This is a genomic window from Micromonospora sp. NPDC049275, assembly GCF_043197115.1.
Taxonomy (GTDB): Bacteria; Actinomycetota; Actinomycetes; order Mycobacteriales; family Micromonosporaceae; genus Micromonospora.
In genome coordinates this window covers 826,009-849,472 of record NZ_JBICSN010000002.1, presented here as the reverse complement: position 1 = coordinate 849,472, position 23,464 = coordinate 826,009, and the positions used below count along the sequence as shown (strand labels likewise).

Genomic DNA, 23,464 nt, shown 5'->3' with positions numbered 1-23,464 from the left:
CTTGTCGGGTGTCCTGTCCCGGCACGCACTAATCTTGGTGCCATGTCGAGCCCCGCCGAGCGGTTTGCAGCGGCGCGCCGCCGGGCCGCGCAGGCCGCACAGTTTCCGGCGCTGGACGAGTTCGCCCTTGACCTGGGGTTCGATCTCGACGACTTCCAGCGGGAGGCGTGTCAGTCGCTGGAGCGGGGCAGTGGTGTGCTGGTCTGCGCCCCCACCGGCGCCGGCAAGACAGCGGTCGGCGAGTTCGCCGTACACCTGGCGCTGCGAGGGCGGCCGGACGACCCGGCGGCGGCCGACGACGCCGCGACGCCACCGACCCGGCGCAAGTGCTTCTACACCACGCCGATCAAGGCGCTGTCCAACCAGAAGTACCACGATCTGGTCGCCCGGTACGGCGCCGAGCAGGTCGGCCTGCTCACCGGCGACAACGCGATAAACGGCGACGCGCCCGTGGTGGTGATGACCACCGAGGTGCTGCGCAACATGCTGTACGCGGGCTCCAGCACCCTGAACGGGCTGGCGTACGTGGTGATGGACGAGGTGCACTACCTCGCCGACCGGTTCCGCGGTGGTGTGTGGGAAGAGGTGATCATCCACCTGCCCGCCTCGGTCACCCTGGTCTCGCTGTCGGCGACCGTGTCCAACGCCGAGGAGTTCGCCGACTGGCTGGTCACCGTGCGCGGCGAGACCGCGGTGGTGGTCAGCGAGCACCGGCCGGTGCCGCTGTGGCAGCACATGCTTGTCGGCAAGCGGATGTTCGACCTGTTCCACGACGCCGACGCGGCCCGCAAGCACGATGTGCACCCGGAGCTGCTGCGCTACACCCGCGACCAGATGCGCCGCCTGGAGCTGGGGGAGGGGCGCAGCGCCGGGCCGGGCTCCGGTCGGCGCGGCCCCCGTTGGCGTGGGCCGATGCGTCCGGACATCGTCGACCGGCTGGACCGCGAGGGGCTGCTGCCGGCGATCCTGTTCATCTTCAGCCGGGCGGGCTGCGCCGCCGCCGTGCAGCAGTGCCTGGCCGCCGGGCTGCGGCTCACCTCGCCGGAGGAGCGGGCCGAGATCCGCCGCGTCGTCGAGTCCCGGGTCACCGCCATCCCCGGCGAGGACCTGACGGTGCTCGGCTACTGGGAGTGGCTCGACGGCCTCGAACGGGGCCTCGCGGCCCACCACGCAGGCATGCTGCCGGTGTTCAAGGAGATCGTCGAGGAGCTGTTCGTCAGGGGTCTGGTCAAGGCGGTCTTCGCCACCGAGACCCTGGCGTTGGGCATCAACATGCCGGCCCGCTGCGTGGTCCTGGAACGCCTGGTCAAGTACAACGGCGAGGCGCACGTCGACCTGACCCCGGGGGAGTACACCCAGCTCACCGGGCGGGCCGGCCGGCGCGGCATCGACGTCGAGGGGCACGCCGTCGTGGTGTGGTCCCCGGAGACCGACCCGCGGCACGTGGCCGGGCTGGCCTCCACCCGCACCTATCCGCTGCGGTCCAGCTTCCGGCCCTCGTACAACATGGCGGTGAACCTCGTCGGCACGGTCGGCGCGGAGCCCGCCCGGGCGTTGCTGGAGTCCTCGTTCGCCCAGTTCCAGGCCGACCGGTCGGTGGTCGGCCTGGCACGGCAGGTGCAGCGCAACACCGAAACCATCGAGGCGTACGGCGCGGAGGCAGCCTGCCACCACGGCGACTTCGACGAGTACTTCGCGCTGCGGGTGGCGATCGCCGACCGGGAGAAGGCCATCGCCCGGCAGGGGCAGACCCAGCGCAAGGCCGCCGCCGTGGCGTCGCTGGAGCGCCTGCGGATCGGTGACGTGATCCGCGTGCCGTCGGGCCGGCGGGCCGGCCTGGCGGTCGTGCTCGATCCGGCGACAGGCGGTTTCGGCGAACCCCGTCCGCTGGTGCTCACGCAGGACCGCTGGGCGGGGCGGGTCAGCCCCGGCGACTTCACCACCCCGGCCGAGGTGCTGGCCCGCATCCGGGTGCCCAAGCACTTCAACCACCGCTCGCCGGGTGCCCGGCGGGATCTGGCCGCCGAGGTCAGCGGCACCGGCCTGGACCGGCACGGCGGCCGCCGCGGTGGCCGTTCCCGGCAGACGCCCGGCGAGGACCACCAGCTCTCCCAGCTCCGCACCGAGCTGCGCAACCACCCCTGCCACGCCTGCCCGGAGCGCGAGGAGCACGCCCGCTGGGCGGAGCGGCGTCGACGGCTGGAGCGGGACACCGAGGAACTGCGCGAGCGGGTGTCCGGACGCACCGGGTCCCTCGCGCGGACCTTCGACCGGATCGTCGCCCTGCTGACCGACCGTGGCTACCTCGCCCGCGACGGCGCGGTCACCGACGCCGGTCGGATGCTCGGCCGGATCTGGACCGAGGCGGACCTGCTGGTCGCCGAGTGTCTGCGCCGACGCGTGTGGGACGGGCTGTCCCCGGCCGAGCTGGCCGCCGCGGTGTCCGTGGTGGTCTTCGAGGCGCGTCGCGACGTCGACGAGCGGGCGTCGCTGCCACGTGGCCCGGTGGCCGACGCGGTGGACGAGACGCTGAAGCTGTGGGGTGAGATCGAGGCCGACGAGGCGGCGCGCGGTCTGACCGCGACCCGGGAGCCGGATCTGGGCTTCGCCTGGCCGGTCTTCCGGTGGGCGCGGGGCGAGGCCCTGGCCAAGGTGCTCGGCAGCGGGCACGAGATCGACGGGGAGATGCCCGCCGGTGACTTCGTCCGCTGGGCGCGGCAGGTGGTCGACCTGCTCGGTCAACTTGCCGACTCCGGCGGCGCCTCGCCGGAGCTGCGCTCCACAGCCCGACAGGCGATAGCGGCCATCAACCGGGGCGTCCTGGCGTACCACACCTCCGCCTGATCATCATTTTCGGTCAGCGCTGCCCCCACACCGACGCAGCGGACGGTCACCGCCACGCCACCCGCCGCATCGCCCGGGGGGCGCTGTTGCGCCTGTTCGGGGCAGCCCTGATCATTGCCCGAGCGCCGTGTATACGCGCCGGTAACGAATGGGGAGAGAACCGCCGTGGCGGACATCAATCACTTTGAGTACGGGTGGATCACACCCGCGCTGAGCTACGCGCTGTCCGTGCTCGGCTCGGTTCTCGGGCTCGTCTGCGCCGGCCGCATCCGGACGGCCCGCACCGCCGGTCAGCGCGCCTGGTGGGGCCTGCTGGCCGCCTGGGCGTTGGGCGCCACCGCCATCTGGGCGATGCACTTCATGGCCATGCTCGGCTTCGCCGTCGACGGCGCCCGCATCCGCTACGACGTGCCCCTCACTGCCGCCAGCACCGCCATCGCGGTGGTCGCGGTCGGCATCGGCCTGGCCATCGTGGGCACCGGTCGGCTGAATCCGGTACGCCTCGTCGCCGGCGGCGTCTTCACCGGCCTCGGCGTCGCCGCCATGCACTACACAGGCATGGCGGCGATGCGCCTCAACGGCAGCCTCGCCTACGACAGCACCCGCGTCATCCTCTCGGTGGTCATCGCGGTCGTCGCCGCGACCGTCGCGCTGTGGCTCGCGATGACCGTCCGGCGCGGCCTGGCGATCTTCGCGTCCGCGCTGGTGATGGGCGTCGCCGTGAACGGCATGCACTTCACCGGCATGAGCGCGCTGTCGGTGCACCTGCACGAACGCGCCGGCGGGGTGAGTGGCGCCGGGGTGAGTGCCCTGCTCGTGCCGATCGTCGTGGCGGTGATCTTCGGGGTGGTGGGCCTGCTCTACGCGCTGCTCGCCGCGCCCACCGACGACGACGTGGCCGCCGCCGCGTACCTGGACGCGCGCCGGGCACCGGAGCCGGCCCCGGCCGCGCCGGTGGCCGCTCCGGACCCGGTCGGGCTGCGCGCCCGGTCCACCCTCGGGCAGCCCGGAACCCCGTTCCCGTCCCGCCGGGACACCCCTACCCGTCGGGACACCCCGTCGCGCTGACGCCGCGCAGCCGGGGGCCGATCAGGCCCCCGGAACCCGGTCCAGCCAGCCGAGCACCTGGCTCAACCGCCCGTCGCCGTCCACCACGGCGACGTCGAAGCCCACGATCGGCGCCTCGACGCCGTCGGGCCCCAACTCCCAGGTGAACCGGACCTGATCGTGGTGGCCGTCGACGGGTCCGGCCAGCCGGAACGTCATGCCGGGAAAGAATCGGTCCTGTACGGCCGCGATCATCGCGTCGATCGCCTCCCGACCCTCGGCGACGCTCAGCGGGTCGACGTAGCGGGCGTCGGCAGCCCACACGTCGGCGATCTCCGTACGGCGACGGGCCGGGTCGGTCTCGTTCCAGATCGCGATGTACCGCTCGGCCAGCGTGTCGAAGCTGGTAGCCATGGCTCTCTCCTCATCGTCGGACGACGGCGGCGGTGGTCGCCGCTCTGGAGAGAGATGCTCGCGGCCGGCGCGGGGCGCTGTCGATTACGTCGGAGGTAATGGCCGCTGCGCCGCCGCGGTCACTAGGGTCGGTCGCGTGACGACGACGACCAGGCCGGTGCGACGGGTCGGCGAGCTGCTGCGCGACTGGCGGCAGAGCCGGCGGATGAGCCAACTGGACCTGTCGATCGAGACGGGAATCTCCGCCCGACATCTGAGCTTCGTGGAGACCGGGCGGTCCCGGCCGAGTCCCGAGCTGATCCTGCGGCTGGCCGAGCAGCTCGACGTGCCGCTGGCGGACCGCAACACGATCCTGCTCGCCGGCGGGTACGCGCCCGCCTACCCCCGCCACGAGCTGGACGACCCGGAGTTGGCGCCGGTGCGTGCCGCCGTCCGACGGATCCTCGACGGCCACGGCCCGTACCCGGCGGTGCTCATCGACAGGCACTGGCAGCTCGTCGAGGCCAACCCCGCGGTGGCGTTGTTCACCGACGGCGCGGCGGCGCACCTGCTCGCCCCTCCGGTAAACGTGCTGCGGCTCAGTCTGCACCCCGACGGCATGGCCCCGCGGATCGGCAACCTGCCCGAGTGGCGTACGCACCTGCTCGCCCGGCTGCGCCAGACGGCAGTCGGCACCGGCGACGCGGCCCTGCACGACCTGCACGAGGAACTGCGCGGCTATCCCGGCGACAACTGCCACTCCCCGGCAACGGACGACCCCGTCTCGCGGATCGCCGTCGGGCTCCGTTACCGCCACCAGGGCCGGGAACTGTCCTTTCTCAGCACCACCACCGTGTTCGGCACCCCTCTCGACGTCACAGTCGCCGGGCTGGCCGTCGAGTCGTTCTTCCCCGCCGACGCGGCGACGCTGCGCGCCCTCGGCGTACCGGGCGGCGACGAGGTCCCAGGGAGCTGACCGAGGTGATCCCGCCGTGCCGGGCGCGGGGCGTGTCGGTGTTGAATGCGGGGGTGTCCGCCACCGCCCGGTCAGCCCGGACACGGAGGAGAGTGAGATGAACTTCCAGCGCCTCGGCCCGAGCGGCCAGGAGATCCCTGTCGTCCAGCGCGACGGTACGACCTTCGACCTGCGGCCGCTCACCGCCGACCTGGACGGGGCGTTCTGGGCGTCGGACGGGATCGCGCGGACACGGGTCGCGCTCGAGCGTGGCGAGCTGACCGAGCTGCCCGACGCGGACAGCCTGCGGGTGGGCGCCCCCATCGCCCGACCCCACAAGATTGTCTGCATCGGACTCAACTACCGCGACCACGCGGCGGAGACGGGTGCGGCGCTGCCCGCCGAGCCGGTGGTCTTCATGAAGGACCCGATGACAATCGTCGGCCCGTACGACGACGTTCTCGTCCCGCGTGGCTCGACGCAGACCGACTGGGAGGTCGAACTCGCGGTCGTCGTCGGCACGACCGTCCGCTACGCCGACTCCCCGGAGGAGGCCATGCGGCACATCGCGGGGTACGCGGTGTCGCACGACGTCTCCGAGCGCGGGTTCCAGTTGGAGCGCGGAGGGCAGTGGGACAAGGGCAAGAGCTGCGAGACCTTCAACCCGCTGGGACCGAGCCTCGTGCCGGCCGACGAGGTCGACGACCCGCAGTCGCTGGCGCTGCGGTTGTGGGTCAACGGGGTCCTGCGCCAGGACGGGTCCACCAAGGACATGATCTTCCCGGTCGCCCACGTCGTCTGGTACCTCAGCCAGTTCATGGTCCTGTACCCCGGTGACGTCATCAACACCGGCACCCCGGCCGGGGTGGCGCTCGGCCTTCCGGACCACCCGTACCTGCGCGCGGGCGACGTCGTGGAGTTGGAGGTCGCCGGCCTGGGCCGGGCACGCCAGACGTTGGTGGCGGCGTGAGCGCGGAGTTCGCCGGCCTGGCCGCCCTCGTCACCGGCGGCTCCTCCGGGATCGGCCGCGCCACCGCCGTGGAGCTGCGCGAGCGCGGCGCGCGGGTGGCAGTCCTCGACCTCGACCCGAGCGACCTGCCGGAGGGCGTCGCCGGCTTCGCCACCGACGTGTCGAGCCGCCCGTCGGTGCAGAAGTCGGTCGCCGCAGCAGCCGACACGCTCGGCGGCATCGACGTGGTGGTGAACAACGCCGGAATCGGCGCGACCGGGACCGTCGCCGACCAGAGCGACGACGAGTGGCACCGCGTGCTCGACGTCAACGTGGTCGGCATGGCGCGCGTCGTCAGCGCGGCCCTGCCCTGGCTGCGCCGCTCGGCGCACGCGTCGGTCGTCAACATCTCGTCCATCGCCGCCCTCAACGGCCTGCCCGGCCGGGCGCTCTACTCGGCCAGCAAGGGCGCGGTGCTGTCGCTGACCCTCGCCATGGCCACCGACCACGTCCGCGAGGGCATCCGGTTCAACTGCGTCTGCCCCGGCACGGCCGACACGCCCTGGGTGGGACGGCTGCTGGCGCAGGCCGACGACCCGGCCGCCGAACGCGTGGCGTTGCAGGCCCGCCAGCCCATCGGACGACTTGTCACCCCGAAGGAGGTCGCGAACGCGATCGTCTACCTCGCGTCGCCGCTCTCGGCGTCGACCACCGGTACGGTGTTGGACGTCGACGGTGGGGTCACCCATCTGCGGGTCCGGCCGTGACGGCGGCCCGCCGGCGACGGTCGGTGGGGGGAGGCGGGCCGTGCGGATCGCGCTGTTCGTGACCTGCCTGGCCGACACCATGTTCCCGCAGGCGGCCACGGCGACCGTGCGGCTGTTGGAGCGGCTCGGCCACGAGGTGGTCTTCCCGCAGGAGCAGACCTGCTGCGGGCAGATGCACGTCAACACCGGCTACCAGCGCGAGGCCGTCCCCCTGGTCCGCCGGCACGTGCGGGTCTTCGACCCGTACGACGTGATCGTCGCGCCGTCGGGCTCCTGCGTCGGGTCGGTGCGGCACCAGCACGCGACGGTGGCCCGACGGGCGGGCGACGTGCGGCTGGCCAGCCGGGCCGAGTCGGTGGCGCAGCGCACGTACGAGCTGTCCGAGCTGCTTGTCGACGTGCTCGGGGTGACAGACGTGGGCGCGTACTACCCGCACCGGGTCACCTACCACCCGACCTGCCACTCGCTGCGGATGCTGCGGGTGGGGGACCGGCCGCGACAGTTGCTGGACGCGGTGCGTGGGCTCGACCTGGTCGAGTTGCCGGCGGCGGAGCAGTGCTGCGGGTTCGGCGGCACGTTCGCCGTGAAGAACCCGGAGACGTCCACGGCGATGCTTGCGGACAAGATGCGTCACGTGCTCTCCACCGGCGCCGACGTGTGCGCCGCCGGGGACGTCTCGTGTCTCATGCACATCGGCGGTGGGCTGTCGCGGCTGCGGACCGGGGTACGCACCGTGCACCTGGCCGAGATCCTGGCCTCGACCGAGCAGAGCGGCGCGGTAGGCGTCGGGTCGGCGGTGCGGCCGTGACCCGCCGGACGTTCCTCGGCATGCCGGCGGCCACGCCACCGGTGACCGCGCCGGCAGGCGTGGGGCACCTGCGCGGCGACGAGTCGTTTCCGACCGCCGCGCGGCGCAGCCTGGCCGACCCGCAACTGCGGCGCAACCTCCGCCACGCCACGACGACGATCCGGGCCAAGTCGGCGAGTGTGATCGCCGAACAGTCGGACTGGGAGCAGTTGCGCGCGGCGGGCGCGGCCATCAAGGCCGACACCCTGCGTCGTCTGCCCGACCTGCTGGAACAGCTCGAAGAGAGGGTCACCGGAACCGGCGGCGTGGTGCACTGGGCGGCGGACGCCGTCGAGGCCAACCGCATCGTCACCGACCTCGTCCGGGCGACCGGCGCGGACCGGGTCATCAAGGTCAAGTCCATGGCGACCCAGGAGATCGGCCTCAACGAGGCCCTCGAGGCGGCCGGGATCACCGCCGTCGAGACCGACCTCGCGGAGCTGATCGTGCAGCTCGGCGACGACCGGCCGAGCCACATCCTGGTGCCCGCGATCCACCGCAACCGGGCCGAGATCCGGGAGATCTTCCTCCGCGAGATGCCCGGCGTCGACCCCGCGCTCACCGACGACCCGACGGCCCTCGCGGCCGCCGCGCGCCGGTTCCTGCGCGAAACCTTCCTGAGTACGCCGGTGGCGGTGTCCGGCGCGAACTTCGCCGTCGCCGAGACGGGCACCCTGGCCGTGGTGGAGTCCGAGGGCAACGGCCGGATGTGCCTGACCCTGCCGGAGACCCTCATCACCGTCATGGGCGTGGAGAAGGTGGTGCCGACCTGGCGTGATCTGGAGGTCTTCCTCCAACTGCTGCCGCGGGCGTCGACCGGGGAACGGATGAACCCGTACACCTCGATGTGGACGGGCGTGACCCCGGGCGACGGGCCGCAGACGTTCCACCTCGTGCTGCTCGACAACGGGCGCAGCGCGGTGCTCGCCGACGAGGTCGGCCGGCAGGCGCTGCGGTGCATCCGCTGCTCGGCGTGCCTCAACGTGTGCCCGGTCTACGAGCGCGCCGGCGGCCACGCCTACGGCTCGGTGTACCCGGGGCCCATCGGGGCGGTGCTGTCGCCCCAGCTCACCGGCATCGAGGACAACGCGTCCCTGCCGTACGCGTCGACGCTCTGCGGCGCCTGCTACGACGCCTGCCCCGTCAAAATCAACATCCCGGAGCTGCTCGTGTACCTGCGTGCCGAGGCCGTCGAGTCGCGACAGCGGCCCACCGCCGAGTCGATCGCGATGGCCGCGGCCGCGTACACGATGGACCGACCCCGGCTGTACGCGGCCGGACAGCGCGCCGCCCGGCTGAGCCGGCTCGCCGGCCGGCGTGGTCGAGGGCTGCCCCCACCGCTGAACGGCTGGACCGCCAGCCGGGACCTGCCGGACCCGCCGGCGCAGACGTTCCGCGAATGGTGGGCCGGGCGGTGAGCTCCCGGGACCTCGTCCTCGGCCGGCTGCGTGCCGCGCTCGCCGCCGACACCGCCGCGCCTGTCGACGTGCCCCGCGACTACCGGCAGGCCGCCGCCGTGGACCTCGACCAGTTGGCGCAGCGGCTCACCGACTACCGGGCACACGTGCACCGGATCGCCGAGGCCGCCGTCGCCGACACGATCGCCGACCTCCTGCCGGCGGGCGGCACCGTCGTCGTACCGCCGGGTCTGCCGCGCGCCTGGCTGCCGCCGACGGTGACCGCGCTGCCCGACGACGGCCTCGACCACGCGCGGATCGGCGCCGCCGACGCCGTCGTCACCGCCGCCGCCGTCGCCATCGCCCAGACCGGAACCGTCGTCCTCGACGCCTCGCCCGACCAGGGACGCCGGGTGCTCAGCCTCCTGCCGGACCGGCACGTGTGCGTCGTCCGCGCCGACCAGGTGGTGGCCACCGTGCCGGAGGCCCTCGCCCGCCTGACGCCACACCGCCCACTGACCTGGATCAGCGGCCCGTCGGCGACAAGCGACATCGAGCTGATCCGCGTCGAGGGGGTGCACGGCCCGCGCCAGTTGTACGTCATCCTGCTGCCCTGACGATTCGGTCCACAAGCGACCTTTACGCGCGCTGCCCTAGCCGGACCCCATGATCATGTGATGAAAAGTAGGCCAGGAACGCCCCCGGCACCTACTTTCCATTACATGATCAAGCTTGCCCCGTCGCTCCACCGCGCCGCAACTGGGCGAGCACCGTGGTGTCGGTGATCTTGTCGTCGGCGGCGAGCATGATCGCCTTGGACAGGATCGTGGACAGCAGGGGGTCGTCGTCGAACGGCAGGTGCAGGCGGCCGGTCCGTTCACGCGCCGCGACGATGCACAGGTACGCGTCGTCGGGCTCCATCATGACGTTGCCCGAACCGAGGTGGATCCGGTACGCGCGCAGGTTTCCGCATACCCGCAGATGCCGGTCCGACAGGTCCACCCGGTCGGCGATGGCCATCCGGGGCAGCAGCCGGGCGAGGGCGTCCCGGCGTACCTGCGCCGACGGGGTCAGCTCCGCGACGACGGCACGTCGCCAGTAGGCGGAGAACCGGTCCTCGCCGCGATCGGCCCACTCCGGGTCGGTGGCGATCGAGGTGACGCCGACGAACAGGTCCACGTCACGCATGGCCTCGCTGAACACCAGCGGTGGCACGTCGACGATCGGCGCGGGCTGCCAGGCCGTGCCGTCGCGGCGGGCGAAGCGCACCTGGTCGGTGGAGCAGTGCTCGACGTCGTAGCGGTCGGGATCCGGGTTGTCGACAAGCGCGTGGTCGAAGGACGCCCGCCACTCGCCGCCGCCGAAAGCCTTGGTGGCCTCGCTCTCGTACCCGCCGTCCCAGGTGCCGAGGTAACCGGCCTGCCAGCCGCGGCCACGCAGCAGGGCGTTGGCCTGCCGGTAGCGCAGGATGTGCCCGGCGAACCGGTTGGAGTAGGTGTGCGTCTTCTCCTCGGCAGGCGTGCGCAGGTAGATCTCCCGGAAGACCTGCTTGAACGGCTGCGTCAGGCCGGCGGCGAGGAGGTGCTCGCGCCAGGCCAGCACCTCGGCCGTGTCCGCGCGGACGGGATGCCACAGTCTGACCTGACCGTGCGGAAGGGCCCGGCCGGCCCGGTCCACGAGCGTCCACCCGTCCGGGTCCCGTCGCGGTAGGCCGGCCGTCCAGCGTTGGCCGTCGCCGCTGGTCTCCCACAGCAGCCGCCGCCCGAAGGTCGCGGTGACCGGGTGGTCGAGGAACCTCGACGACCAGTCCGGGTACGACCAGGTGCGCTCCTCCGACAGCAGCCCCTCCACCCGCTGGCGCTCGCTCACCAGCGTCGCGCCGACCCGTTTGACCGCGTCCCGTAGCCAGGCGAGCTCGTCGCCATGAGCCTGCTTCACCTGAGCCGGAACGCCCTTGAGCGGGACGCCGTCGCGGGCGAAGATCAGGCGCGCCCGGTCGCCCGCGATCTCGACAGTCGCCTCGTACGAGCCGACAGGTGTGGGCAGGCGCCCATCCGGCCCGAGCCCGTGGTCGTCGACGGCCAGCTCCATGACCTCGCTGAGCGACCACCCGCGGCGCGCGCCGAGGCTGGTCAACGCGGCCTCCACCCGGCTCCGCACGGCCCTGTTCCGGACCGTCCCGGCCAGCCGCGCCAGCGTGCGCACGGGCGCGTCGCCGTCGCGGTCGGCCAGCAGCCGTACCGCCGTGATCGCCGTGCGCTGCGCGTGGGGAAAGCCGGACGCCTGCCGTGGCGCCGCCGCCGCGGTGGCGGTGACCCGCGCCAGCAGGTCGGTCGCCTCCTCGTCGCGCTCCCGCGACAACGCCCAGACCAGCCCGCGCAGAAGGCGGTCGGAGTCGTCGTGGACGGACCGGCCGTGGGCCGCGAACGCGTCGAGGAGCCGGCGTACCACCTGCGGACCGCCGTTCGCGGCGGCGAGCAGGTCGTCGAGGTGGCGCAGCCAGGTCTTGGACGCCGCCGGTTTGTCCAACGTGGCGCAGTGTTCCAGCAGCTCCGGCACGCCCGGCGCGACGAGGGCGTCGCCGAGTTCGGCACGCACGGCCGGCCCGAAGGTGTCCCCGTCGTGCAGGAGCGACGACGGCAGAGGGCTGCCGGTGGCGCGGTCGATGGCCCGGCCGAACAGCATGACGGTCCGCCGCCGGGTCGCTGCCGCGATGAAGTAGTCGTCGACCACCTCGCTGCTCAGGGCGGACAGCGCCGGCACCAGATCGGCCAGCTCGGCGGCCGTCAGGCGGGGCGCGATCAGGGCGGGCAGCTCCAATTCAGTGCCGTTGTCGACGCCGCCCCTGCAAGCGACGACGTCCAGGCACCACACCAGGTCCGCCCGCGTGAAGGTGACGTCTGCGGTGGCGAGGTTGCGTACCACGTCGCTCATCGCGGACGCCGACTCCCGGTGCATGGCCAGGGCCGCGCGGCGGCGCTCCTCGACCGGCCACGACCGCACGGTGGCCCACTCCGGCACGCTGGTCACCGAGGACTCCCAGTGGTACGTGCTCGCCGTCCGCAGCACCGCCCGGATCCGTTCGTCGGCCTCGGCGAGACCAACCTCCACCTGCCGCCGGTCCGTCTCGCTCAGGCGGGGGAGCAGCGCCGCCCAGTCACCCATGTCAGCCACCCACCAGCGCGACGAGCCGGACGAACGCCACGGCCGGGTCGGTGCGCAGGTCGATCTCCTCGTCGAGGTCCTCGATCTGGCGGTCGCCGACCAGCAGCAGGAAGCCGTTGCGGGCGAACGCGGCGCAGGCCCGATCCGCCTGCGCCTCCCAGTCGAGCCGCCGACCCGGGGCGACCCGGTAGCCGTTCAGCGTGGCCTCCGTGTCGGTCGGCTGCACCAGGCCCCGGAAGTGCCGTGGCTGGTCGGCGTTGAACCGGGCTACCTCCTCGCGCACCCGCAGCCGCACCAGCTCCCGCGCCGAGATGCGCTCCGGCAGCCCCGCCAACGGCCAGCTCTCGAGGGCCCTGCCCGTCGCTGTCTCATCCCGAACGATCACCGAGACCATGCCCTGTGCTCCTTGCCCTGAGGTGAGCGGCAGCATGGCACGACCGTCCGACGAAACGGGGCCCGAGAACGGCGCCCCCGACGCGGAGTTGCGTGTGCTGCCCAAGAGCCTCGCCCGGCTCCCCATTGGCCCCCGGACCCGGGTCAGCGACGCGTCGGACGCCTGTGGTGGATGGTGAGGGTGGCCAGCAGCGCGGGGTGGTCGGTCGCGCCGCGCATGCCCACCGACCTGGTGCAGCAGAGCGTGATGTCGGCGGTCGCCAGGACGTGTTGCAGCGCCCCGTCGCCGACCCGCTGGTAACCGGGTCGTTGGCAGGACCGCACGGCCGGGTCGTCGTGGCGCAGGTTGAGATCGCCGCTGAGCACTGTGGGTGCGTACCCGGTGCTCCTGCGGATGGCCGGCACGATCTCGTCGAACAGGTCGTGGCACTGGGTGAGCGCGACGCGGTAGCTGGTGGCCGCGAGGTGGGTGGTGCAGGCCAGCAGCAGGCCGTCGACGTGGACGCACAGCCAGGGTCGTTCCTCGGGATCGGTGAGATCCTGCGTCGGGTGCAGGCCACTGTGCACGGTGTGGCCGCCGGCGGGCTCGTGCAGGCGGGTCAGCAACCCGATGCCGTACGGCTGGCCGTCGCGGCAGCGCGTGTCGGCACCGCTGGGACGATCACCGGCGGCCTGGAAGGCGGATACGACGCCAGCGCCATCGTGGACGGCGGCGAGCGTGCGTTGCAGAGCGGGTATGTCGTCCCGGCAGATCTCGTTGAGGGTGACCAGGTCGGGCCGCTCGGCGCTGATCACCTCGGCGGCCCTGGTCATCGATCGGCCGGTGTAGCAGTCGGCGCGGCCGCTGTTGCACAGGTTCATCTGCAGCACCCGCAGGGTCGTGGGTGCGGGAGCGTCGGCCACCGACGAGCCGGCGGACAGCCCGGCGGCGGCGATTAGGAAGCCGACGGCGAGGGCCTTGCGGAGCCACCGGTACGACTGACCGGTCGCGCGGCGACCGCAGGGCTCGGCCGCAGCGCGGGTGACGCCGCTGGGCCGTCGTCGCCGTCCTATTCCGGCTCCCAGGCGATCAGCTGGTCGAAGACGCGCCGGTCGCCGTCGAGTTCCAGCGAGTCCATCGCGATGCGGCCGTAGCAGAACATGACCAGCTCGTTGGCCGTGCCCCGGGCGGAGACATAGGCCGTCTCCGGGCGCTCGCCGGCGACCGGCGTCGGGAGGCGGGCGGCCCGGGCGCCGTCGGCGGAGAACCAGAGCCGCCAGGTTCGGCCCTCGGTGGCGTGGTAGTCGACGACCGCGGGCTCGTGCGGCCACGCGCTCGTCGTCGCGACGCAGGTGGTCACGAACTCGTCGACACCGTCGAGGGCCACCTCGTCCGGCAGCGGCTGCGGGGCGCCCACGGCGACCTGGGCGTCGTAGGTGTGCACGGCAACCTGCTGGAGCTGGTGCCGGGCGACGGCCTCGGCCGTCTGCGGCGACTGCGAATCACCCCACCACGTCCAGCAACCACGATCCGGGCCGGCCTCCCGCAGCGCGTCCAGCAGCTCCCTCGTCGCCGCGGCGAACCAGGCCAGCAGGGCCTCGCGCTCCCGGGGGACCTCCGGGGCGGTCATCTCCGGCGGAGCGTCGGCGGGCCCCGCGGCCACGATGGCGGCCCACCTGCGGCGCCCCTCGCCCAGGTGCTGCACCAGGTCGAACAACGTCCACTCGGGACAGGTCGGCACCCGCACGTCGAGGCTGGGTGCCGTGGCGACCGCCGCCCGGAAAGCGGTCGATCGTTCGTCCATCAGCCGCAACAGGTCGGCGAACTCCAGAGTCTTGTCCACCGCGGCTTTGTACCACCTTCCCTTCGACAACCGACAGCGCAATTCCCCACCGCCGGTGGCGGGGCCACCGAGCACACGCGCCACGCTGAACACGGGCCGTGCGAGGGAGGGTGGACCCCGCACGACCCGTGCCCGTTCAGCGGTGCGGCCTGGGTGCGACGCGCGGCAGGACGTACGGCGGGCCAGCGAAGATCAGGTCGGACTTCAACTCCTGGTACGCCCGCTTGGGCTGGTAGTTCTCGTCGTAGATGGTGGCCAGGCCCTCGGGCGGGTCGTTGAACCACTCCGGCACCCACGAGTACTTGTCGCTGAAACCCCACACGGTGTACGACAGGCAGGTCCGCACGGCGAGGCACGCCTTCATCAGCACGCTGAAGTTGGCTGCCGACGCCTGCAACCGGGGGTTGATCTCGGCGGAGTTGCCGGCCCGGACCGCCTCGGTCATCTCGCTGCGCACGTCGACCTCGGTGAACGCGGTGGCCAGACCGAGCCCGGCGAACCGCTTGAGGGCGGCGGTCACCTGGAGGGTGTCGAAGTTGCCGTACTGGGTGCCCAGGTGACCCTGCGAGCCGACGCCGTCGATCGGGACCCCCTGCGCGCGCAGCCCCTTGGCCATGTCGTAGACGAACTGCGTCTTGTCGTCGGCCGGGTTGCCGGAGCCGAACGCCTCGATGTTGTAGTCGTTGTAGAACAGCAGCGCCTTGGGATCGGCGGCGCGGGCCCAGCGGAACGCGTCGGCGATGTAGTCGGGGCCGAGGTTCTGCGCCCAGAACCCCTTGTAGTGCAGCGTCGACGGGGTGTCCCAGGGGTCGCTCACCGCCTCGTTGACCACGTCCCACTGCCAGATCCTGCCCTGGTAGCGCTTGACGACTGTGGTGATGTGCTTGCGCAGCAGCTCGCGCAGCTCCTGCTTGCTGATGCTGCCGTCGGCGACGCCGCTGGTCAGCCAGGCGGGGAGTTGGCTGTGCCAGACGAGCACGTGGCCGCGGACGGCCTGGCGGTTGCGCTTGGCGAACTCGACGAGCTGGTCGGCGGCCGCCCAGTCGTAGGTGCCGCGGGTGGGTTCCAGGCTCTCCCACTTCATCGCGTTCTCCGCGGTGACCGAGGAGAACTCGGAGGCGGCCAGCCGGCGGTACTGCGGGTCGCTGGCGTCGTTGAGGGCTGTCGCGTTCACCGCAGTGCCGATCTTCAGCCCGTGGCGCTGGCCGAGAGCGGCGAGGGTCTGCGCGGTCGGGTCGTACGGCCGGCTCGCGGTGGCCGGCATCGCGTTCAACGCCGCAGCGGTCGCGACGGCGACGACGCCGGCGCTGATCCACCGTCGTGGCTTCATCTGCCTTCCTTTCGGAATTGATCGACAAATGTCGATCTTCAAAGGGAGGGTGCGGGGCGGGGCGAGGACCGGAACTCGCTCGAAACATTATGGCCGTCGATGGGCCCCGTCAACTCCGAAAACTTCCGGAAAAGAGTCGGGTGAGCTGCCCGGCTGTGGCTAGTCATCGGATGAAAGTTTCGGTGCGGCAGCTTACGACAGTGGGGACGGCACCGACCGTGTTGAGTCGGTGCCGTCCCCACTGCTGGGAAGAAGCGCCCTACCGCAGACGCGCCTCGATGGCCTCGATGACGCGTGGACGCAGCTCGGCGGCGCGGATGACGGCGTCCACGGAACCGACCTCGACGGCACGTTGGATGTTGTGCACCCGGTCGAACTCCGTGGCCACCTCACCGAGCTTCTCCGCCCGCACCGACGAGCGCAGCTCGTCGAGCTCGGCGGCCAGCGCGGCGCGCTCGGTGCCGGCAGCGGCGGCGACACGGGCCTCCAGGGCGCGCACCCGCTCGTCGGCGGCCGTACGAGCGTTGACGTCGGCGGAGAACACCACCGCCGCGGCCGGAGCGCCGCCGAGCACCGAGGCGAACGACCCCTCCAGCGCGAGGACGGTCATGCTCGGGTTCAGCGCCTTCGAGAACACCACGAACGCGCCGCCGTGGTAGCGGGAGATCACACAGAAGACGATCGGGCCACGGAAGTTCACGATCGCCCGGCCGATCTCCGCGCCGTACTCCAGTTGCAGCTTGCGCATCGACTCGGGCGAGCCGTCGAAGCCGGACAGGTTCGCCAGCACGACCAGGGGCCGGTTGCCGCTGGCCGCGTTGATGGCCCGCGCGGCCTTCTTCGACGAGCGGGGGAACAACGTGCCCGCCGTGTACGTGTCCGGACCGTCGGTGGGCGGGAAGCCCCGCCGCGGCACCGACCGGGACTCGATGCCGAGCAGGCACACCGGGATGCCGCCGAGGTGGGCGTCCTGCACGACGGCGGTGTCGGCGTCGGCCATGCCCGCCCACCGCTCCAGCACCGGGTGGTCCTGGTCGGCGAGGGCCCGCAGCACCGTCCGGATGTCGAACGGCTTCTTGCGGTCCGGGTTGGCCTCGGCGGAGAAGATCTCACCGACCGTCCGGAAGGGGCTGCCCGCCACGTCGTGCGGGAACTCCGAGACGTCGCGGTCCACCGGGTCGGTGGTGGTCGCCCGCCGCGGCGCGTCCTCGCCGGGCGCGACGTACGTGTGCTCGTAGTGGGCCATCAGCACGTCCCGCGCGGCGGTCAGGTTCGGCGCCCAGTACTGCGCCTGCCCGTTGGGCCCCATCACCCGGTCGTAGCCGCCGATGCCGAAGTTGTCCTCGGCGGACACCCCGCCGGAGAAGTCCAGCGACTGCTTGCCGGTCAGCACCATCGCCGAGTCCGGAGTCATCACCAGGACGCCCTTGGTGTGCATGAGCATCGTGGCCTCGGCGTTCCAGTACGGCTGCGCGCCCACGTTGATGCCCGCCACGACGATGTTGATCTCGCCGCCGGCCTGGGTGAACTCGACGATCCGCTTGAGCGCGGCGGCCACCCAGTCCATGTTCTCCGTACCGGAGGTCATCGAGATCCGAGCCCCGGCGGACAGCGCCCACCACTCCAGCGGCACCGCCATCCGCTCCGCCAGGTCCAGCGCGGCGATCACCCGCCGGCACTCCGGCTCGGACAGGGCGCCCAACGACTTCGTCGGGTCGCCGAGCAGCACGACCCGGGTGACACCCTCCGGGTGCAGGGTTGCCGGCGTGGTGACGACACCGGCGACGATCGCGGCCCGGTTGCGCCCCTTCGGCCGGTCCACCGGCACCAGCGCGTGGGCGTCGTCCAGGTCGTGCTCGACGAACTCACCGAGCCGGTTGGTCAACTCGTACGGGTACACCGTGTTGCGGCTGCTGGCCCGCAGCACCTTCAGCCGGTACTCGTCGAGCGGCTCGACGGGCTCGACCGGCGGCGTGCCGACGGCCAGTTCGGCGCCGCCCGCGGCGTCGAACGAGATCCGTACCGCGATCTTGGTCAGCTCGCCGGTGCGACGGTCGCGCTGCCGCGCGATGAACAGGATCTCCTCCAGGCCGGCGCCCACCGTCGTCGGGCGCACGCGCCCGGCGATCATCTCCATCTCCTCGCGGGTCAGCTCGCTCGGCGGCCAGACGTAGACCACGATCCGGTTGGTGGTGAAGCGCGTCTTCGACGGACGCCGCGACTGCGCCCGGCGGATCGAGTCGAGGCACGCCGCGACCGCGTCCTCGGCGGTCGGCAACGCCACCAGCCGGCCGTCCTGCTCGCGCAGTTCGGTCAGGTCACGCACCTGGGCGAACGCCACGAGACGCTCGTCGGCCGGGTTCTCCCGCGCCACGCACTGGAAGAGGTAGACCTCCTCGTCGGACGACGGCAGCCGGGTCAGGTCGAACTTGTGCAGCCGCTCCAACTGCATCCGCTGCGCGATGTACGGGTGCAGCCCGCGGATCAGCCGGTCCTCCACCATCGCGCCGTCGGACGGGCGGAAGGTGAAGTGGTGGTGCATGACCGCACCGCCGCGACCGGCGACGGTGGCGGTGAGCCGACGGACCTGCGCCGGCAGCGGATGTGCGGCGATCACCTGGAGCAGCGCGGCGGCCATGGCGTCGAAGTCCTCCGGCTGGTTCTCCCAGCCGAGGTAGATGTCGGCGTCGACGGAGTCCTCGTCGCCGGCCAGCTCGGCGAGCCCACGCAGCGCGCCACCCAGCGCGTCGAAGCTCACCGCCGCGGAGACCACACTGGAGTCCGCGCGTTCGGCGACCACGAAGGCGCAGTCGGCGACCTCGCGGGTTCGCACCCGGGTGAGGGCCTTGTTGCCGTAGTAGCGGCGGGTGAGCACCTCCAGCATGACCGTGTTGTCCAGGTGGTCACGGACGAGGCGCTGGCCGAGCAGACGCACCAGCGGCTCGGTGCTGCGGACCATCTCGGCGATGCGCTCGCCGCGGTCGGGGGCGTCCGGATGCGCGTCCAGGTGTCGCAGGTGCGCCCGGATCTGGGCGTAGACGCGGGCGCGGTTGCGGCGCAGCAGCGGCTGCGCGAACCACGCGAACACCACGCCCCGGGCCAGGTCGGCGATGGCGGGGAAGCGGACCTGCGTCGCGGCGATCAACCGCTCGAGCGCCAGACCGGCGGGCTCGCGCAGCGACTCGTCCGGCGGGGTCTCCCGCAGCCATTCGCGCAGCAGCGCCGCCACGACCGTGGCGTCGGCGGACGCGCGCTGCTGGGCCAGGAAGATCCGGAACACGGCGGCTTCCAGGCCGGGGGAGCGCTCCAGGTCGGTGACGCCGTAGTGGCCGAGCGCCTTGGCGAGCCTGGCCTGGAAGGCGTCGGGCAGGCCGGCCCGCTCGACGTCGAGGCTCTGCAGGTAGGTGTGGAAGTACTCCCGGGCGCTGCGGACGTGGGCGCCACCGTCCTCGCCGGTCGGCCGGTTGCGGCTCAGCTCGGCCAGGTCGGCGAACACGTCGACGAGGTCCACCTCGGCGGCCAGTTGCCGGTGCCCGTCCTCGGCGGCCAACCGTCGCACGACGAGGTAGTCGTCGAGCACGCGGCGGTCGTCGTGCGGGTCGACGTCGAAACCGAGCAGCAGGCCGCGCAGGTCCTCCTGACCGCGCCTGCTGCGCTCGTACGCCCCCGCGTTGTCGTCGGCGGCGGGCAGGTCCAGCTCGACGGTGGCGGCGCTCGGGGCGGCGGCGGCCTCGGTGGCCTCGTCGGCGAGCGGCTCCAGCCGCAGCAGCGGTGCGCCGGCCTCCACCTGGCTGCCCACCGCGACGGCGCACTCCTTGAGCCGGGCCCGGAACGGCGCGCGCAGCACCGTCTCCATCTTCATGGCCTCCAGCACCAGCACCGGGGCGCCCGCCTCGACCTCGGCGCCCACCTCCAGCGGCGTGGCGACGACAAGCGCGGGCATGGGGGAGCGCACGACGCCGCCCTCGTCGCGGCTGACCCGGTGCGTCACACCGTCGACCTCGACGAGGTGGGTCGGCCCGTGCGTGCCGGTGAGCAGGCGGTACCGGATGCCGTTGACGACGATCTGGCCGGTGTGCCTGTCGAAGCGGTCCAGCTCGACGTCGGCCGTGTGCACCGTGCCACCCGCCTCGATGCCGACGCGGAACCGGTGTGCCCCGATCCGCGCCACCCGCATCCGGTAGGTGGCGCCGCGCAGCTTGAGGTCCAGCGGCCGGCCGCTGGCGTGCTGCACCTGCGGGCGGCCACCGGCGGCGGTCGACAGCAGCCGCTGCCGCTCGGCGCGCTCCTCCTCCTCGTACGACTCGATGGCGGCGGCGGCCAGGGCGACCGCGGAGTGCCGGTGCGTCACGAGCCGGCCCTCGCCCCGGACCCGGTCGATCCAGCCGGTGTCGGCGCTGGCGTCGATGATCTCGGGCTGGTCGAGCAGGTCGAGCACGAAGCTCTTGTTCGTCGCGCCGCCCTCGATGATCACCGTGGTGTTGGCCATCGCCCGCCGCAGCTTGCCGAGCGCCTCGTCGCGGTCGCGCCCGTACGCGATGATCTTCGCGATCATCGAGTCGAAGTCGGCAGGGATGGTGTCGCCCTCGCTGACGCCGGTGTCCACCCGGATGCCCGGGCCGGCGGGCAGGTCCAGCCGCGCGATGCGTCCCGGCGACGGCGCGAAGTCGCGGTCCGGGTCCTCGGCGTTGAGCCGGGCCTCGATGGCGTGCCCGCGCTCCGCCGGCGGCGTGCCGACCAGCCGACCGCCGGAGGCGACGTGCAGCTGCGCCTTGACCAGGTCGAATCCGGTGGTCAGCTCGGTGATCGGGTGCTCGACCTGCAGGCGGGTGTTGACCTCCAGGAACGCGAACAGCCGATCGCCGGGGTGGTAGAGGAACTCGACAGTCGCCGCTCCCCGGTAGCCGACCGCCACGGCGAGCCGCTCCGCCGAGGTCTTCAGCTCGGCCGCCTGGGACGCGTCGAGCACCGGTGAGGCCGACTCCTCGATGACCTTCTGGTTGCGCCGCTGCACCGAGCAGTCGCGTACGCCGAGCGCCCACGCGGTGCCCTGGCCGTCGGCGATCACCTGGACCTCGACGTGCCGGGCGCCGGTGACCAGGCGCTCGAGGAACACGATCCCGCTGCCGAACGCCCGCGCCGCCTCCTGGCTGGTGCGCTCGTACGCGTCGGCGAGCTCGGTCTCGTTCGTGATCACGCGGATACCGCGTCCGCCGCCGCCGGCCGTCGCCTTGAGCATGAGCGGGTAGCCGATCTCGGCCGCCGCCGTGCGGGCGGCGTCCAGCGTCTCGACGGCGCCGCGGCTCCACGGCGCGACAGGCACGCCTACCTCCTCGGCGATCAGCTTCGCGCCGATCTTGTCGCCGAGCTGGCGCATGGCCTCGGGACTCGGCCCGACGAACGTGACGCCGATCTTCTCGCACAGCTCCGCGAACGCCGGATCCTCGGCGACGAAGCCCCAGCCGACCCACGCGGCGTCGGCGCCGGTCTCGATCAGGGCGCGCTCCAGCGCCGCCAGGTTCAGGTACGGGCGGGCGGACGCCGGACCGAGGTCGTACGCGATGTCCGCCTCGCGCACGAAGGTGGCCGTGCGGTCGACGTCGGTGTGGAGGGCGACCGTCTCGATCCGGCTGCCCGTCTCCGCGGCCAGCTCCCGGACCGCGTGGATGAGCCGCATGGCGGCTTCACCACGGTTGACGATGGCGACACGGTTGAACACCCGACTGACCCCTTTGGTAGACCATATGTGCGTGCCGGGAGTCGACGGCTCCCGGCAGTGGTCACTTTTCCGGCTCTCGGCGGACAGCGCCATGGTGCAACCGCCGAACCGACAGTCGCTCTGTTGTAGGAACCCCACAAAACTTTTTGGCTGTCGGGCCGTCGGTGTCGGATCTGCGCCCGATCCTCGCCACGGATGCCCAGACGTCGCTTTCCACCCCTTTTTCCCGGTGCCGGGTGAAGAGTGGCCCCGCCACCGGTATGAAGAGGTCAGCTCCGGTATGCGAGCTGTCCGTCAGGTATTCACATGTCTCGTACCGATCGTCCCTACGCTGTCGCATGCCCAGCTCAACGGGCCTGCGACGTCGAGAGGATGAGCGGTGGCTTTCAGAGGATCCAGATCCGTGTTCGTCGGGATGGTCGTGGCGACGGTGGTCGCGGCGGGGGGAGCGTTCGCCGCCGGTACGGCCAGCGCCGCCGAGCCCTCCCCGTTCACTGTCGTCGACGGCGCGATCCGCACGGCGACCGGCACCCCGACACCCCCCTCCGGCACGCACGCCTCGCTCTGGGGCAACTCCAGCTACGCGCAGACCAGCGTCACCGGCTCCGGGCGGGTGCTGATCGGCGCGATCGGTGACAACTGCCAGGGGTGGCCGACCGTACGGGTGACAGTCGACGGCGTCAGCGTCGGCCAGACCACAATCGTCAGCGCGACCGCCTACGGCACCTACCCCGTCGGCGCGGCGGTCGGCGCCGGTCAGCACACCGTACGGATCCAGTTCGTCAACGACTTCCGCGACGGGTCCTGCGACCGCAACGTCCACATCGGGTACGCGCGGATGGAGACCCCGGACGCCACCGACACGACGTTCAGCTTCGCGGTCCTGCCGGACACCCAGCAGGAGGTGCTCAACAGCAGCGACACGCGGTTCCGCAACCGCACCGACTGGCTGGCGCGCAACAGGTCCGCGTTGGACCTGCGCTTCGTGGCCTCGTCCGGTGACGTCGTCAACTGGGACACTCCCGACCACTCGCAGTACGTCATCGCCCGCGACGCGATGCGACCGGTCGAAACCGCCGGCATCCCGTACGCCCTGGCGATCGGCAACCACGACACCCAGGCGACAGGTGTCGGCGGCTCGGCCCGCGACCCCGCACACACCCGGGAACTCGTCCGGGACACGACCGTGTTCAACCAGTTCTTCACCGCCGGCCAGTACGGCGCGGTGCAGGGGCAGTTCGAGAGCGGCAAGGTCGACAACTCGTACTCGACCTTCGCGGCCGGCGGCACGCAGTGGCTGGTGCTGACCCTCGAACTCTGGCCCCGGGCCGAGGCCGTCGCCTGGGCCCGCAGCGTCGTCGCCGCCCATCCCCGGCACACCGTCATCGTCGTCACCCACGACTACATCGACGGCAACGGGGCCATCGAGCAGAGCGCCTCGTACGGGGCGACCAGCCCGCAGTACCTCTTCGACAACCTGGTCAAGCAGTACGCCAACATCCGGTTCGTCTTCTCCGGCCACGTCGGCGTCGCCGCCAACCGGGTCGACACAGGCGTCAACGGGAACAAGATCTACTCGTTCCTCCAGACGTTCCACTCGAACACCACGAACCCGGTACGCCTCGTCGAGATCGACACGGCCGCCAACTCGCTGCGTACCTGGATCCACGCGCCGTACACCAACCAGTCGTTCCCCGAGTACGACAGGTCGTTCACAGGCATCGGCGTGGTCCGCTGACCCGGACACCGCCCGCCCGGGGGTGGCCCGCGACAACTGTCGCGGGCCACTCCCGTCCTCGTCGTACGCCCGAACCGACAGTTGATCAAGAAGGTGC

The 23,464-nt window shown here is 72.2% G+C and carries 16 protein-coding genes; 9 read left to right on the top strand and 7 right to left on the bottom strand.

Features of this window, described 5'->3' with window-relative positions:
- Nucleotides 1–42: 42 nt before the first annotated feature.
- Together ACGFIE_RS09340 and ACGFIE_RS09335 are read left to right on the top strand one after the other, a co-directional pair.
- On the top strand, nt 43–2,844 hold the full coding sequence (locus ACGFIE_RS09340; protein WP_393292771.1) for a DEAD/DEAH box helicase: 2,802 nt from the start codon (nt 43–45) through the stop codon (nt 2,842–2,844).
- Nucleotides 2,845–3,009: 165 nt separating this feature from the next.
- Entirely contained in the window at nt 3,010–3,912 is a 903-nt protein-coding gene (locus ACGFIE_RS09335) for an MHYT domain-containing protein (RefSeq protein ID WP_393292769.1), read from the top strand.
- A 21-nt stretch (nt 3,913–3,933) separates the two neighbouring features.
- Here the strand turns inward: ACGFIE_RS09335 and ACGFIE_RS09330 are convergent, their stop codons facing one another.
- Nucleotides 3,934–4,305 (bottom strand): nuclear transport factor 2 family protein, encoded by a 372-nt coding sequence (locus ACGFIE_RS09330; RefSeq protein ID WP_393292767.1) that lies wholly within the window; start codon nt 4,303–4,305, stop codon nt 3,934–3,936.
- A 136-nt stretch (nt 4,306–4,441) separates the two neighbouring features.
- Here ACGFIE_RS09330 and ACGFIE_RS09325 point away from each other — a divergent pair, with 136 nt between their 5' ends.
- The 6 genes from ACGFIE_RS09325 (at nt 4,442) to ACGFIE_RS09300 (ending at nt 9,816) form a co-directional block, all read left to right on the top strand.
- On the top strand, nt 4,442–5,260 hold the full coding sequence (locus ACGFIE_RS09325) for a helix-turn-helix domain-containing protein (protein ID WP_393292765.1): 819 nt from the start codon (nt 4,442–4,444) through the stop codon (nt 5,258–5,260).
- 97 nt (nt 5,261–5,357) lie between these two features.
- On the top strand, nt 5,358–6,209 hold the full coding sequence (locus ACGFIE_RS09320) for a fumarylacetoacetate hydrolase family protein (RefSeq protein ID WP_393292763.1): 852 nt from the start codon (nt 5,358–5,360) through the stop codon (nt 6,207–6,209).
- On the top strand, nt 6,206–6,955 hold the full coding sequence (locus ACGFIE_RS09315; RefSeq protein WP_393292760.1) for an SDR family NAD(P)-dependent oxidoreductase: 750 nt from the start codon (nt 6,206–6,208) through the stop codon (nt 6,953–6,955). Before ACGFIE_RS09320 ends, ACGFIE_RS09315 begins: the two co-directional genes overlap by 4 nt.
- 40 nt (nt 6,956–6,995) lie before the next feature.
- Nucleotides 6,996–7,763 carry a (Fe-S)-binding protein gene (locus ACGFIE_RS09310; protein ID WP_393292758.1) on the top strand — a complete coding sequence of 256 codons (768 nt, stop codon included), beginning with the start codon at nt 6,996–6,998 and terminating at the stop codon, nt 7,761–7,763.
- 20 nt (nt 7,764–7,783) lie between these two features.
- On the top strand, nt 7,784–9,220 hold the full coding sequence (locus ACGFIE_RS09305; RefSeq protein WP_393293208.1) for a LutB/LldF family L-lactate oxidation iron-sulfur protein: 1,437 nt from the start codon (nt 7,784–7,786) through the stop codon (nt 9,218–9,220).
- Nucleotides 9,202–9,816, top strand: a complete 615-nt coding sequence (locus ACGFIE_RS09300; protein WP_393292756.1) for a lactate utilization protein C — start codon at nt 9,202–9,204, stop codon at nt 9,814–9,816. The genes ACGFIE_RS09305 and ACGFIE_RS09300 overlap by 19 nt, the downstream gene beginning before the upstream one ends.
- Before the next feature lie 109 nt (nt 9,817–9,925).
- On the opposite strand, the gene ACGFIE_RS09295 is transcribed toward ACGFIE_RS09300, so the two are convergent.
- The 6 genes from ACGFIE_RS09295 to ACGFIE_RS09270 all read right to left on the bottom strand — a co-directional run bounded on the left by ACGFIE_RS09295 (nt 9,926) and on the right by ACGFIE_RS09270 (nt 21,629).
- Nucleotides 9,926–12,364 (bottom strand): DUF4132 domain-containing protein, encoded by a 2,439-nt coding sequence (locus tag ACGFIE_RS09295; protein ID WP_393292754.1) that lies wholly within the window; start codon nt 12,362–12,364, stop codon nt 9,926–9,928.
- A gap of 1 nt (nt 12,365) precedes the next feature.
- Nucleotides 12,366–12,758, bottom strand: a complete 393-nt coding sequence (locus tag ACGFIE_RS09290) for a hypothetical protein (protein ID WP_393292752.1) — start codon at nt 12,756–12,758, stop codon at nt 12,366–12,368.
- Nucleotides 12,759–12,901: 143 nt separating this feature from the next.
- Nucleotides 12,902–13,660, bottom strand: a complete 759-nt coding sequence (locus ACGFIE_RS09285; protein ID WP_393292749.1) for an endonuclease/exonuclease/phosphatase family protein — start codon at nt 13,658–13,660, stop codon at nt 12,902–12,904.
- A 146-nt stretch (nt 13,661–13,806) separates the two neighbouring features.
- Nucleotides 13,807–14,580, bottom strand: a complete 774-nt coding sequence (locus ACGFIE_RS09280; protein WP_393292746.1) for a maleylpyruvate isomerase family mycothiol-dependent enzyme — start codon at nt 14,578–14,580, stop codon at nt 13,807–13,809.
- 136 nt (nt 14,581–14,716) lie between these two features.
- Nucleotides 14,717–15,910: an endo-1,4-beta-xylanase gene (locus tag ACGFIE_RS09275; protein ID WP_393292744.1), complete on the bottom strand. Its 1,194-nt coding sequence runs from the start codon at nt 15,908–15,910 to the stop codon at nt 14,717–14,719.
- A gap of 259 nt (nt 15,911–16,169) precedes the next feature.
- A complete protein-coding gene (locus ACGFIE_RS09270) occupies nt 16,170–21,629 on the bottom strand; it encodes a carboxyl transferase domain-containing protein (RefSeq protein ID WP_393292742.1) in 5,460 nt (1,819 codons plus the stop codon).
- Nucleotides 21,630–22,032: 403 nt separating this feature from the next.
- Here ACGFIE_RS09270 and ACGFIE_RS09265 point away from each other — a divergent pair, with 403 nt between their 5' ends.
- Nucleotides 22,033–23,367 (top strand): carbohydrate-binding domain-containing protein, encoded by a 1,335-nt coding sequence (locus ACGFIE_RS09265; RefSeq protein ID WP_393292740.1) that lies wholly within the window; start codon nt 22,033–22,035, stop codon nt 23,365–23,367.
- The last annotated feature ends 97 nt before the right edge of the window (nt 23,368–23,464 follow it).